Consider the following 13,137-nt stretch of genomic DNA (forward strand, 5'->3'; position numbering starts at 1 on the left):
AATGAACTGGTGGTTACAATCTGTACAGCAACCTGATGTGGACGCAAAACAACAAGCTGAGCAACACCAGCTTCAACTGACCAAACCTACAGGTGCTTTAGGTGATCTAGAACTGATAGCAGTAAAACTTGCTAGTTTGCAATCAAATGCGCATCCACACATTAACCATCCATGGATTACAGTTTTTGCTGGCGATCATGGCGTGGTTGAAGAAAATATCTCTGCATATCCTCAAGCCGTTACCCGTCAAATGTTACAAAACTTCACGACTGGGGGTGCAGCAATTAGTGTCATTGCCAAATATCATCAAGCACATTTACAAGTGATTGATTGCGGTACAGTTGGTGAAGCATATCAATATGCAGGGGTTGAACGTCATTGTATTCGTGCCGGCACAGCAAATTTTGCTAAACAAGCCGCAATGAATGCAGATGAATGTCGTGCTGCTTTAGAGTTAGGAAAAAACAGTGTAGACACGGCCAAATCTAAAGGTGCAGATATTTATATTGCTGGTGAAATGGGAATTGGAAATACCTGTTCTGCTTCTGCCTTAGCATGTCTTTTATTAAATGATACTGCCGAGCAATTAACCGGAGTCGGTACTGGAATTGGTGCAGATCAGTTAAGACATAAAATTGAAGTAATTGAAAAGGCAATTGAACTTCATCATAAACATGTTACTGGCGATGCGTTCAAAACACTGTGTGCAGTTGGTGGATTGGAAATTGCGGCAATTACAGGTGCTTATATCCGCTGTGCGCAGGTGGGCTTACCTATCATTGTGGATGGTTTTATTAGTTCGGTCGCTGCTTTATGCGCAGTGCGGATGAACTCTAAAGTGCGTGACTGGATGCTTTTTGGCCATCAATCGGCAGAATATGGACACCAGCGTATTTTACAAGAACTCAATGCTGAGCCGATTTTAAAAATGAATTTACGTTTAGGTGAAGGTAGTGGTGCTGGCGCTGCTTTGGCATTAGTTAAAATGGCATGTGTATTACACAACCAAATGGCTACCTTTGCTCAAGCTGCCGTAAGTGGGGATAAAATTGGGTAAATTTAGAATTGATTTGCTCAGACATGGCGAAAGTCAATATAGCCATACTTTACGTGGCCATTTAGATGATGAGTTAACAGCAAAAGGTTGGCAGCAAATGCAGTCAACCATTGAGCAAGTGGCTAATCAGCCATGGGATGTCATTATAAGTTCATCATTAAAGCGTTGTGCTTGTTTTGCTGAGCAACTTGCGAAGACAACTCAGCTGCCTTTACTTCTAAATCAGGACTTAAAAGAAATGTATTTTGGTGATTGGGAAGGCGTCTCAACTCAGCAAATTTATGAAACCTCACCTGAATTACTTGCAAATTTTTGGCAAAAACCTAGTCAATATTGTCCACCTCGCGCAGAAACATTAAACCAGTTTCAAATAAGGGTTCTTAAAGGCTTTCAAGATTTGCTGAAGCATATGCAAAAACAAAACTTAGAGCATGCACTGGTTATAACTCATGGCGGTGTAATTAAGCTATTAGCTTGCTTAGCCAGACAACAGCCTTTAGACGATTTACTTAAAATGCCAGCAGAACTTGGGAAATTATATTCTCTTGAATTTTCTGAAGCAGATGGTCAATTAACTTTTATATTAAGATAGTAGTTTTATATTTTTATACACTTGTAAGTTATTATTTTTATAAAGATATTTAAGTTTATGTAATAGAACTGTCATTGCTAAAAACTAAGCTATTGTCATTTCTTATAACCACTCATCTGACTTATGAATATTTTATTTAAAACGACTGTGCTCGCAGCATCACTATTACTCGCGGCTTGTAATAACAATGATGATCAAGGAGCTCAAACTACACCATCTACAAACCAATCAAAATATTATCAAACAAAAACACCTTACCACCCTCAACAAGAAATAAAAAACTATGAACAAGCACCGAATGGATTCCAGCCAGTTTTTACAGAGCTAGTGGCACGTCATGGTTCAAGAGGCCTCTCAAGTCTGAAATATGATTTGGCACTTTATAATTTATGGAAACAGGCAAAAGCAGAAAATGCCTTAACACCATTAGGTGAGCAATTAGGTGCTGATTTAGAAGCCATGATGAAGGCAAATATCTTATTAGGTTATGGTGTGGAAGGGATCCGCCAGTACGGTTATGGGAATGAAACCATGACTGGTATTTTAGAACACCGCGGCATTGCCGATCGCTTATTACAGCGCTTACCAAATCTTTTAAACTCGCAAGCATCTATATTGGTACAAAGTTCTGGGGTGGATCGTGCGGTAGATAGTGCAAAATTCTTCACTGCTGAACTCATCAAACAACGACCGCCACTGAAAGATAAAATTGTTCCATTGTCTTATACCAATTTATCGAGTGAAAGCGTACCAAGTGTTGAAGATGGTGGCGTTGATCGTTTCAAACTCTATTTTCATAGTTTGAATGCAGACGAAGACTTAGCTCAACCCTTGAGTGCTAGCCAACAAAAAATTTATGATGCTAGTCAGGCCTATCAAGATTTTGAAGAAAATAATAAAGATTTAGCACAAAAGTTAGATGAGTTATCGAAAAATACCGAGGCTGAAAAAACAGCTCAAACAGTGCTCAGCCCGATTTTTAAAGCAGACTTTATTAAAAAACTTGGTATAACAGCTTATAGTTTTAGCAACACTGGATCTTTTACAGTTACTTCACCTAAAGGTGAGCAAATTACAGAAAAAGGTAAGGGCAAAAATACGATTGCTAGTGCAGTAGATGCAGCAGCTTATATTTATGAGCTCTATTCAATTTCGGGCGGCATGAAAGATGAGTTGAAAGATATTAATTTTGATAAATATATGCCGTTAGATGCTGCAAAATTTTATGCTGAATTTAATGATGCGAATGATTTTTATGAAAAAGGTCCAAGTTTCATAGAGTCAAATCAAGTCACAAGTGAAATTGCCCAAGGACTCAAACAGGACTTGTTCCAACAAGTTGATGCGGTTGTAAATAAAACCCAACCATACAAAGCAGTTTTACGTTTTGCCCATGCTGAAATTATTATTCCTTTGGCAACCAGCCTAGATTTACATAATATGATGCAGCCTTTACCACTACGTCAGACTTATAATTACTCAACCAGCGCATGGCGCGGTGAAGTAGTTTCACCTATGGCGGCAAATGTCCAATGGGATATTTACCAAAATAGCCAAGGCAATACTTTGGTTAAAATGCTTTATAACGAAAAAGAAACTTTGTTTAAATCTGCATGTAACTATGCACGCTACACACCAACCAGTTTTTACTATGACTACATCAAATTGAAACAGTGCTATCAAATGCAATAGATTTTCAGTTTTTTGAAGTCTTTAATGGGAATAGGGATTGCTATTCCCATTTTTATTTCTTCATAATTCAATTTGTTTTTTAATATAGACCAGTTAGAGACTTGGATATGACACCTTTTTGGATTGCATTGCAATTTTTAACTGTTCTGCCTATTGAGTTAAAGACTATACCAACGGCGCAACAAAATGGTCGAGCTATTTTGTTTTATCCTCTAGTCGGTCTGATTATTGGCGGCATACTTTTTATTGTTGCCTGTCTTTTTGCCAAATTCCCCGTTATTTTGCTTGCAACTATCATAATCACTTTATGGATTTGGCTAACAGGTGGGCTGCATTTAGATGGGCTAGCAGATACGGCCGATGCATGGGTAGGTGGTTTTGGAGACAAACTACGTACTTTACAAATCATGAAGGATCCAAGTTGTGGCCCAATTGGAGTCCTCAGCTTAGTTATCATATGTTTGCTCAAATTTGCACTGGTTTATGTATTGATTGAACAGCATCAAACGTTATTTTTAGTCTTTGTTCCTAGCCTTGGGCGTGTGGTGCCATCTATTTTATTCTTAACTACACCATATGTACGTGAAAAAGGGTTAGGGCGTTCTTTGACAGATCACTTACCTAAAACAACTTCATGGATAATCACTGGGTTCGTTCTACTATTACCTTTGTATTGGGAGTTGCAAGGGCTTATTGCCATCATTAGTTTTTTAATAAGTCTCGTTTATTTAAGACATCTGTTTATTAAAAGAATTGGTGGTATTACGGGGGATACCGTCGGTGCAGCGATTGAACTAAGTGAAACCGTGCTGCTTTTTGCTTTTGTTTCGAGTTATTTTTATTTAGTTTAATTTTGAGTTTCATCCAAAAATAAAAAAGCCCTCAAGAATGAGAGCTTAATTTTCAATCTTAAAAAGATGAATTAGCGATTTGGTAAAACTTCTTTTAAAGCTTCATGCATTTCAAGCAATGTCTTCTCGGTAGTTTCCCAGTCAATACAACCATCAGTTACTGATTTACCATATTCTAAATCACAAAGATTTTCAGGAATATCTTGGCGACCACCTTTTAAGTGACTTTCAACCATAAGACCTACGATTGACTTGTTACCATCTAAAATTTGTTCAGTAATGTTTTTAAGAACAAGTGGTTGTAAGTAAGGGTCTTTGTTTGAGTTAGCGTGACTCGCATCGATCATGATTTTATTGCTGACTTTTGCTTTTGCTAAAGCGTTTTCTGCTTCAGCAACAGAGCCAGCATCATAGTTCGGTTTTCCATTACCACCACGTAGTACAACGTGTGCGTAAGGGTTGCCACTTGTATTGATAATTGAAACTTGACCATCTTCGTTAAGGCCTAAGAAACTATGGCCATATTTAACAGATTGCATCGCATTGGTTGCAACAGTTAAGCCACCGTCTGTACCATTTTTAAAACCAACTGGTGAAGATAAGCCAGAAGACATTTCACGGTGAGTTTGGCTCTCGGTTGTACGTGCGCCAATTGCAGACCATGAAATTAAGTCTTGGTAGTACTGTGGAGAGTTAGGATCAAGTGCTTCAGTTGCACATGGTAAACCTTTTTCATTTAATTCAAGCAAGAGTTTACGACCAATACGTAAACCTTTTTCGATGTTAAATGAGTCGTTCATATCTGGGTCATTGATTAGGCCTTTCCAACCAATTGTTGTACGTGGTTTTTCAAAATAAACACGCATAACTAGATATAGGGTATCTTTAACCTTTTCGCTTAGCGCTTTTAAGCGATCAGCATATTCGTGAGCAGCTTTTGGGTCGTGAATAGAGCAAGGACCAATAACAACAAACAAACGTTTATCTGAACCATCTAAAATATTACGAATAGTTTCGCGGCCTTTTAGAACAGTTTGCGAAGCAACATCAGATAAAGGAAGTTCTGACTTAAGCTCATTTGGTGTTACAAGAGTTTGAATGCTTTTAATATTAACGTCGTCGATATCTGGCTTTGAAACGGAATTTGAATGTGTAGTCATTGCTGTCACTGGTTCGATCATACTAAAGGTTGTTTTGTGTACTGAATATACCATGAAATAATTATGAAAATACTACATCTCATGGTATTTCAGATTGGAAAAATCCTATTGATTTTACTATCTTTCAGTCGAGTTGCCTGTTTTTTCGGCAACTACTGCTTGTTGTTGTACCACAGGTGCTTTCGGTTTTGCTTTGACTGGATGAACCATAAAGTTAACACCGAGAGCAAATAGGGTAATCCCTAGAATTTTTCGGATTAAACGTTCAGGCATACGAGAGCTAATTAATGTGCCAATAATAATTGCCGGAATTGAACCCACCAATAACCACATCAGAAGAGTAAAGTCGACGTTACCAGCACTCATGTGTCCGAGGCCAGCCACTAAGGTAAGTAATACCGCATGTACAACATCCGACCCAATAATTCGGATCATTGGCAAGTTCGGGAACATAATCACAAGTGCCATGATTCCAAATGCACCCGCACCAACTGATGAAAGAGTTACGAATACACCTAAAATGATACCCATAATCACGATAAAGCTACGTTTTTTATGGATTGCCAACTGCTCATTTTCAGTTTGAGTGACTTCTTTAGTTCTGAATTTATTAAAGAATTTCTCAATACGCGTACGGAAAATGATGGAAACACCAGTTAAGGTCAACATAAAGCCTAATACCATGGTGAGTACAGCTTTATAGTGTGTTGACTGGCTTAAATAATGCTCAAGTACCCATGAAGTAATGAAAGATGCAGGGATACTCCCTACTGCTAGCCATAAAACAATTGGCCAAACAATATTGAGCTTTCGAGCGTGAACCATTGATCCACAAAATTTTGAGATTGCAGCATAAAGTAAATCGGTACCAATTGCGATATGAGGTTCAATTCTAAAAAGGCTAATTAAAATTGGTGTCATTAATGATCCACCACCAACTCCTGTAATCCCTACACAGAAACCAACTAACATACCCGCTAAGATAAATTCAAAAGCACCAGACATCTTTATCGCCACTTATCACGAAACGCAGATATCTTATTCCTTTTAGAGATAAACAGTTGTCATGAATAATGATTTACTTATGCAAAAAAAAGCTAAGCAACGAAAATTTTGCTTAGCTTGTACTATTTTTCATCATTTTTTAAAGAAAATGATTATTTTGATGACTTTAGTGGGTTAATTAAAAGTATAAGAATAAAAGTTAATGGCGTTGCAAAGATCCACCAACTGACAAAACCAATTGAAAATTTATATTGTTGAATAAGAATAAATGCACATAAACCAAATAGCATGAATGCAGCTATTTTGAAATATCGGTAATACTTTTGAGCTAACGATTTGAAATGACCTGTTGATTTCGGTGATCGATATTTTTCGCTCGCCATAAACAACAAATACATACCTAATAAAATTAAGATGAAAGCTATAAGAATCATGAGCTCACCTCAGTATTTAATTTATTCAGCTTTTTTTGAATTTTTGCGACAGCTTTATGCTGGATAGGTTGAATTTTGCAAAATATAAAAATGGCTAAAGCTGCAAATAGCCACAAAAATACATCTACACGTGCAAAGATCCAATAATCACTGAGGCTTTGAACATACTCATGTTTAAGTAAATAAATTAGATTTAAGATTGGAAGTGCAAGACACAGCATAATAAAAACGCTAAGTTGAGTTCGCCACAAATGCTGCTTTTTAGTGATTAATGCAATGATCAAGCTGATTAACCAAACCAAGAAAAAGCTATAAATTTCATAATTGATCGTGGTTGAAGTGACTGTAAACAATCGATTGGCGCTTAAATAGGCGACAGTTGCACAAGGTAAGCCAACAAACGCTGCAACATTTAAACGGTCAACTAAATAGTGCCCGAAATGAAACTGACTACTTTTATTTTGAATTTGTCGTTTAAGACTCCAAAGTAACAAACCAGAGGCAATCATTACACAGCCTAAAATGCCTGAGAAAAAGAATCCTAAACGAAGTAAAGGCTGAGCAAATGTTGCCATGTGCAGGCCATAAACACCCGCATTCAATGTTGCAATAGGGCTATGATTACGTGTATCTGCCAAGACTTTGCCAGTTGAAGCATTTAATGTAATTTGAGGCTGATTTCGAGTAATAGTGCGGTCTTCTTTTTGAATAAATGTAATTTGAGCTTGATTGGTATTTGGATTTTTTACACTCATTGTTGATAAAGGTTGGTTGCCCCAACTTTGTTGAACTTGGCTCAGCAGTTTCTCAATCGCTAAGTTTTGAGCAGGTTGAATCGATTGATTCTCAAGTACAGTCTTTGTACGTATTTCGGTAAAATATTGATAAGGGTTTTCAGGGTAAATCTTTTGCATTCCCCAAGGCAGATATAAATAAAAGAAAATAGCTAAGCCTGTAAATGTAATGGTTAAAAAGAAGGGCAGTGCAACGACTGAAGAAATATTGTGAAAGTCTAGCCACGAACGCTGAGACTTAAATGTACGTAAAGTAAAAAAGTCAGTGAATATTTTTTTATGGGTAATAATGCCTGAAACCAAAGCAATCAGCATAATAAATGCGGCAAGACATACGACTAATCGCCCAACTATTATTGGAATGCCAAAAAGTTGGTAATGGAAGCGGTAAAAAAAATCTCCGCCTAGGGTTGCCGAAAGTTGAAGTTCTTTTCCCGTGTTAGCATCAAGTGTGGCATTACCATAACCGCCGTCAGCTTTTTCCCAATACATGGTGTTGACAGGACTTTCTGGTGTAGCCACAGTTAAGTACCAAGATTTGGCGTCTGGAGCTTTTTCTTGTAAATATTGATATGCTGTTTTAATAGCAATATCTTGCTTTACTTCATATTGCGCAAGTGCAGGCTGCATCCATAAATTAATTTCGTGGCGGTAATAAGATAGGCTACCCATTAAGAAAATGGCAAACACGAGCCATCCAAAAATTAAGCCAGTCCATGAGTGTAGCCATGCCATAGATTGACGTATACCTTTATGCATAACCCACCGACCGTGTCACAATAAAGAAAAGGGCAAATAGTGCGATTGATAAAATGGTCAGTCGTACTAATGATTGAATGCAGAAACCAACAATTACAAAGACTACGTAAAATAAAATCGATATAAATGCTGAAAGATAGATAGCCTCAGCTTTGTCCAGATTCAAAAGGAAAATTCCAGTGAGTCCAAGACTTAAATACGTCATACAGGCAAAGCCCATACCGAAAACTAGCAAGAATCGATAGAAAACTTTTATACGATATGACACAGGGAGATTTACAGTTTTGGACATCTTTACTGACACATAAACAAAGAATAATAAGTAAAGCCAATCCCTAAATTGGGATTGGCTACGGTATTAATATTTAAACTTTACAGCAACTGTATAGTTGGCTGGAGCGCCATAGTAACCTTGGCCACCAGATAAACCTGTCAAATATTTTTCATTTGTCAGGTTGTTACCATTTACTTGGAACAGTACGTGTTCGTTTAAATCATAACTAGCCATAACGTTAAGTAATGCATACGCATCTTGTTTTACAGTTGAGTAAGAGGTGTCATGTATATCGTCCTGCCACTTAATGCTTGCACCAACTTTTAATTTTGGAATCTGTGGAACAGTATAAGAAGCTAAAACATTAAGTGTTTGAGTCGGGATATTAGGTCGGCCTCTTTCACCCGTTTCCATATTTTTTAGACTAAATGTTGAAAAACCAAAAACTAAATCTAAGTTATCAGTTAATTTTCCAGTTAATCCGACCTCAACACCTTGCGATCTAATTGTTCCGATTGAAGATGAGTATTTGTTATAAAGCGGATCCCATAATGGGTTTAGTGCAAAATTATCTTCATCTGTTCTAAAGATTGCGATATTTCCTGTTAAAGCTCCATCTAACCACGCGCTTTTTACACCTAATTCATAGCTTTCACCCTCTACTGGTACAGCTGTTTGTTTAGTAGAAAGATCGATAACAGTTTGTGGTCTAAAAATAGAGGTGTAACTCATATAACCTGTGTATTCAGGAGTAAAGTTATATGTAATACCTGCATATGGAGAAACTTTATTCTTTTTATATTCTAAAGTGTCGATTTCAGTATAGTTAGCACCTAAGATAAATTTCAGATCCTCACCTAAATGAAGACGAGTAGCACCGTAAACGGACTTCATGGTTCTTTCTTCTGGATCAGCATAGGTAAAGTCTCCCCAAGTCGATTCATCAGGTGTCCAGCTTGGTAAGTCTGTGGTAATAACACCTAAACTACTGCCATACGAATAAACACTTTGAGCACTATATTTTGACCAGTTATAACCAATATTTGCTTCGTGTTGCTGCCCTAATAAATTAAAAGTACCTTGAATGTCTGCATTCGCAGTAGTTTCTTTAAATTTTTGATTATAAATCTCTGGTAATAGTGAAATCCCAGATGTATTGTCAGTAGCAGAAGGAAATCCATTGAGATAAAGCATTTTATCTTTAACATCTGATTTCTTAAGGTTATAGCCTAATCTTAACTTCCAGTCTCCCCATAATTTTTGTTCAATATTGGCAAAATAATTATCTATTTCCCAATCGTAGTATGTCCATGACGGTGCATAATTATAGTTACGAGAATAACTTAATGGTTCACCTTTGGAGTTAACCAAGGGTAGAGCACCCCATTGAGAACCATTAGCATATTGACGAGTTTTCGAATATCCTGCTGAAACATTAGTGGTGTCTGTAACGTCAGCTTCTAAAATTCCTTGAAATCCATTTTTTTCTTCTGAATAGCGGTCTAGATAAGAATCTCCTACTTTCTCATAACCTACAAGACGTCCTCGTACTCGTCCATCTTGTGTAAGAGAACCAGAGATATCCGCTTCATAACGTTGTGTATCCCATGAACCATAGCTCACACCAGCATTTGCTTGGAATTCTTTAGTGGGACGTTTACGGATATAGTTAATTGTAGCGCCAGGATCTCCCAGAGCATTTGTTAAGGCATCAGCACCTTTGACAATTTCAACACGATCATAGAAATAACTATCTGCATCACTATTGTTATAATTATAGCTGTCAACTTGAGGGATACCGATTCCATCAACCAAAATATTTGAAATATCAAAACCACGAGCCGTATAAGTTGTTCGGTTGGTTTCTAATCCGGTTACAGTAACACCTGGTGTATTACTTAAAATATCTCGGGTACTGGTAAGTCCGAAATCTTCAATTTGCTGACGAGTAACGACGTTAATGGTTTGAGGAGTTTCTTTAGCCTCAATATTAAGCTTGGTTGCGCTACTCGAGTTCTTAACATTATATGCTTTGGTTTGTTCAGAAGACTGCTCAGCATTTGATGCTTTAACTTGAATCGTCTGTAAAGCTTGTACCTGTGCATCTTGGGCATAGGTGAGGTTTGCATAACAAATTGCGCAGGCGATTACGGTAAGCTTAAATGGTCGAGGTGGGATATTCATAAGATTAAAGATAATGTAAATAATTCTCATTTATTTTATTGTTTGTAAATGTAAGCTACAATTCAAATTGCATTGTTAATTTAGATTAAAAGATGGTGAATGAGTGTAATTTTAGATAGTTTGTGCTGTGGCTGCTCTTGGTTAGTACATATAGATCAAGTTCAAGATTGATAAACCTCTATGCTAGAATGCATTATTTCAAATTCTTGGGTAAATGACCTTGGCAAACCGAAAACTTAAAATAGGCATTGTAGTTGGGGAAGTTTCTGGAGATACGCTTGGTGTAAAACTTATGCGTAGTTTTCGAGAACAAGGAATCGATGCCGAATTTGAGGGAATCGGTGGTCCTCAAATGATTGCTGAAGGTTTTAACAGTTATTACCCAATGGAAACTCTATCTGTGATGGGGATTGTTGAGGTCTTAAAAGATTTAAAAAAATTATTCGCCGTGCGTGATGGTCTAATCAATCAATGGACTCAACATCCGGTTGATATTTTTATAGGTATTGATGCACCAGACTTTAACCTTAGACTTTCGAAAAGTATTAAAGAAAAGAATCTTCCAATAAAAACAGTTCAATATGTGAGCCCATCAGTTTGGGCGTGGCGCCAAGGGCGTGTTCATGGCATCAAACAAAGTATAGATTTAGTACTTTGCTTATTTCCTTTTGAAAAAGTTTTTTATGAACAATATGAAGTTCCAGCAGCATTTGTCGGACATCCGCTAGCTAAACAATTGCCACTTGAGAATCCAATTCAAATTGCCAAACAGCAATTAGGTATTGATGAAAATCAAAAACATATTGCCTTGTTACCTGGTAGCCGCAAAGGTGAAGTAGAGCGTCTTCTTCCTATGTTACTGGGGGCTGCCAATATTTTGCATACCAAACATCCAGACATTCAATTTTTAATTCCGGCAATTAATGATGCTCGTAAACAACAGATTGAGCAGGGTGTTGAACAATTAGCACCGCAGTTAAAAGCAAAAATTCATATTTTAGAAAATACGGATAGTGAATCGAAAATTGGTCGTATGGTCATGAACGCGAGTGACATTATTGCTTTAGCATCAGGAACGGCGACATTAGAAGCCATGCTGATGCATCGACCAATGGTCACATTCTATAAATTGCATTGGTTAACTTATTTAATTGCTAAATTCTTGGTCAAAATTCCTTATTACTCTTTGCCTAATATTATTGCCGGTAAAAAAGTAATTGAAGAGCTAATTCAAGCTGATGCCACACCTGAAAATTTAGCAGCAGAAATAGAAAAACTAATGAATGTTGAAACCGCTCAAATTCAGGTGATGCAGCACTTAACCATGCATAAACAGCTTATTTCTGGAAATACGGAAGACCCAGTTCAAGTCATCTTAAATGTACTAGAGAAGTAAAAAAAAGGCATTCATATAAGAATGCCTTTTCTATTTATGCACGTACAATCAGCTCGTACCCTGTATATTTACGAATGTTGATAACACCGATATCAAAAATTAAATATTGGCCTTTAATCCCTTGTAAGACCCCACGAATTTTTGGTGTTTTATCTAAGTTTAGAGACTTAATTTTTTCAGGATATTGTTCAACTGGGTAAACAAACTCACGTGGCAATTCATTTTCTAGTAGTTCAACCGTTTCGTTAAATTCAAGGTTTTGACTAAATTCTTCACGAATAGTTTGAATTTTAGGGGCGAACTCTTCGATTAATTGATCACGTTGTTCAACCATATTTAAAGGTTCAGCTTCACCCTTGAGGAGTTTTCGCCAATCTGTTTTATCAGCAATTAAAGAACCAAACATGGTTTCAAGCTGACCAGATAAACGGCGTGATCCAACTTTTAAAATAGGTAAGGCTTGAGTTGCACCTTGATCTAACCAACGACCTGGCATATGGCTAACACGCGTAATACCCACTTTTAAAGCACTAGAGTTTGCCAAATAGACAATATGAGGTTGGAAACAAACACTATGGGCAAAGTCATCTTCACGACATGTACCTAAATGATAGTGACATGTTTCAGGTTTCATAATACACAAGTCACATTCCGCTTTAGTTTTAAAACATTTAAAGCAGTGACCTTGAGAATAAGATTTCGGTGTTTTAGCGCCACAAGAGGTGCAATAAATATTACCTGTCCATTCGATTTCTAGTTCTTGTCCTAAATTAAAAGGAAGATCAATTTCTGAACGGTCTAATACAAATTTGTATTCAACATTTGCCTTGGTTGTCTGTTGATCAGTTACACTAGCATCTTTTAGGCCTGCATGCATTTTATGGCAAATGCCTTGTAGTTCCATAAAGTTTAAACTCACATCTTTCAATTAAGGGTTGC

Annotated in this window: 13 protein-coding genes; 6 read left to right on the forward strand and 7 right to left on the reverse strand. The window is 37.1% G+C overall.

Annotated elements, in window-relative coordinates; all coding sequences use genetic code 11:
- Position 1 precedes the first annotated feature (1 nt).
- From cobT to B806_RS0115350, 4 genes are all read left to right on the forward strand, one after another.
- Positions 2-1,057: a nicotinate-nucleotide--dimethylbenzimidazole phosphoribosyltransferase gene (cobT, locus tag B806_RS0115335; RefSeq protein WP_017386872.1), complete on the forward strand. Its 1,056-nt coding sequence runs from the start codon at positions 2-4 to the stop codon at positions 1,055-1,057.
- Complete coding sequence (locus B806_RS0115340) at positions 1,050-1,649, forward strand: histidine phosphatase family protein (RefSeq protein WP_017386873.1); 600 nt, start codon at positions 1,050-1,052, stop codon at positions 1,647-1,649. Before cobT ends, B806_RS0115340 begins: the two co-directional genes overlap by 8 nt.
- Before the next feature lie 123 nt (positions 1,650-1,772).
- Positions 1,773-3,341: a histidine-type phosphatase gene (locus B806_RS0115345; protein ID WP_017386874.1), complete on the forward strand. Its 1,569-nt coding sequence runs from the start codon at positions 1,773-1,775 to the stop codon at positions 3,339-3,341.
- A 107-nt stretch (positions 3,342-3,448) separates the two neighbouring features.
- A complete protein-coding gene (locus tag B806_RS0115350; RefSeq protein ID WP_017386875.1) occupies positions 3,449-4,192 on the forward strand; it encodes an adenosylcobinamide-GDP ribazoletransferase in 744 nt (247 codons plus the stop codon).
- 71 nt (positions 4,193-4,263) lie between these two features.
- Here B806_RS0115350 and B806_RS0115355 read toward each other — a convergent pair whose 3' ends face one another.
- The gene (locus B806_RS0115355) at positions 4,264-5,373 is read right to left on the reverse strand and encodes a 3-deoxy-7-phosphoheptulonate synthase (protein ID WP_017386876.1); all 1,110 of its coding nucleotides are present in this window, start codon (positions 5,371-5,373) and stop codon (positions 4,264-4,266) included.
- 96 nt (positions 5,374-5,469) lie between these two features.
- The gene (locus B806_RS0115360; RefSeq protein WP_017386877.1) at positions 5,470-6,357 is read right to left on the reverse strand and encodes a sulfite exporter TauE/SafE family protein; all 888 of its coding nucleotides are present in this window, start codon (positions 6,355-6,357) and stop codon (positions 5,470-5,472) included.
- 61 nt (positions 6,358-6,418) lie between these two features.
- Between B806_RS0115360 and B806_RS19585 the strand changes: the two genes are divergently transcribed.
- Positions 6,419-6,535, forward strand: coding sequence for a hypothetical protein (locus B806_RS19585; protein WP_002122212.1), 117 nt, complete (start codon positions 6,419-6,421; stop codon positions 6,533-6,535).
- Here B806_RS19585 and B806_RS0115365 read toward each other — a convergent pair.
- The 4 genes from B806_RS0115365 to B806_RS0115380 all read right to left on the reverse strand — a co-directional run bounded on the left by B806_RS0115365 (position 6,510) and on the right by B806_RS0115380 (position 10,802).
- The gene (locus tag B806_RS0115365; RefSeq protein WP_017386878.1) at positions 6,510-6,791 is read right to left on the reverse strand and encodes a hypothetical protein; all 282 of its coding nucleotides are present in this window, start codon (positions 6,789-6,791) and stop codon (positions 6,510-6,512) included. The genes B806_RS19585 and B806_RS0115365 overlap by 26 nt on opposite strands.
- On the reverse strand, positions 6,788-8,344 hold the full coding sequence (locus tag B806_RS0115370; RefSeq protein ID WP_017386879.1) for a PepSY-associated TM helix domain-containing protein: 1,557 nt from the start codon (positions 8,342-8,344) through the stop codon (positions 6,788-6,790). The genes B806_RS0115365 and B806_RS0115370 overlap by 4 nt, the downstream gene beginning before the upstream one ends.
- A complete protein-coding gene (locus tag B806_RS0115375) occupies positions 8,337-8,636 on the reverse strand; it encodes a hypothetical protein (RefSeq protein ID WP_025466027.1) in 300 nt (99 codons plus the stop codon). Before B806_RS0115375 ends, B806_RS0115370 begins: the two co-directional genes overlap by 8 nt.
- Before the next feature lie 66 nt (positions 8,637-8,702).
- Positions 8,703-10,802 carry a TonB-dependent siderophore receptor gene (locus B806_RS0115380; protein ID WP_025466028.1) on the reverse strand — a complete coding sequence of 700 codons (2,100 nt, stop codon included), beginning with the start codon at positions 10,800-10,802 and terminating at the stop codon, positions 8,703-8,705.
- Positions 10,803-11,022: 220 nt separating this feature from the next.
- On the opposite strand from B806_RS0115380, the gene lpxB reads away from it, so the two are divergent.
- Positions 11,023-12,198, forward strand: coding sequence for a lipid-A-disaccharide synthase (gene lpxB, locus B806_RS0115385; protein ID WP_025466029.1), 1,176 nt, complete (start codon positions 11,023-11,025; stop codon positions 12,196-12,198).
- A 34-nt stretch (positions 12,199-12,232) separates the two neighbouring features.
- Here the strand turns inward: lpxB and B806_RS0115390 are convergent, their stop codons facing one another.
- Entirely contained in the window at positions 12,233-13,102 is an 870-nt protein-coding gene (locus B806_RS0115390; RefSeq protein ID WP_002049907.1) for a DUF2797 domain-containing protein, read from the reverse strand.
- Between the last annotated feature and the right edge of the window lie 35 nt (positions 13,103-13,137).

This window comes from Acinetobacter sp. TG2027, from assembly GCF_000302435.1.
GTDB classification, from domain to species: Bacteria; Pseudomonadota; Gammaproteobacteria; order Pseudomonadales; family Moraxellaceae; genus Acinetobacter; species Acinetobacter pittii.

What these genes read in the sequence shown, in the direction of transcription:
- cobT (WP_017386872.1), top strand. Translation starts at nt 2, where the DNA reads ATGAACTGGTGGTTACAATCTGTACAGCAACCTGATGTGGACGCAAAA.
- B806_RS0115345 (WP_017386874.1), top strand. Translation starts at nt 1,773, where the DNA reads ATGAATATTTTATTTAAAACGACTGTGCTCGCAGCATCACTATTACTC.
- B806_RS0115350 (WP_017386875.1), top strand. Translation starts at nt 3,449, where the DNA reads ATGACACCTTTTTGGATTGCATTGCAATTTTTAACTGTTCTGCCTATT.
- B806_RS0115355 (WP_017386876.1), bottom strand. Translation starts at nt 5,373, where the DNA reads ATGATCGAACCAGTGACAGCAATGACTACACATTCAAATTCCGTTTCA.
- B806_RS0115360 (WP_017386877.1), bottom strand. Translation starts at nt 6,357, where the DNA reads ATGTCTGGTGCTTTTGAATTTATCTTAGCGGGTATGTTAGTTGGTTTC.
- B806_RS19585 (WP_002122212.1), top strand. Translation starts at nt 6,419, where the DNA reads ATGAATAATGATTTACTTATGCAAAAAAAAGCTAAGCAACGAAAATTT.
- B806_RS0115365 (WP_017386878.1), bottom strand. Translation starts at nt 6,791, where the DNA reads ATGATTCTTATAGCTTTCATCTTAATTTTATTAGGTATGTATTTGTTG.
- B806_RS0115370 (WP_017386879.1), bottom strand. Translation starts at nt 8,344, where the DNA reads ATGCATAAAGGTATACGTCAATCTATGGCATGGCTACACTCATGGACT.
- B806_RS0115375 (WP_025466027.1), bottom strand. Translation starts at nt 8,636, where the DNA reads ATGTCCAAAACTGTAAATCTCCCTGTGTCATATCGTATAAAAGTTTTC.
- B806_RS0115380 (WP_025466028.1), bottom strand. Translation starts at nt 10,802, where the DNA reads ATGAATATCCCACCTCGACCATTTAAGCTTACCGTAATCGCCTGCGCA.
- B806_RS0115390 (WP_002049907.1), bottom strand. Translation starts at nt 13,102, where the DNA reads ATGGAACTACAAGGCATTTGCCATAAAATGCATGCAGGCCTAAAAGAT.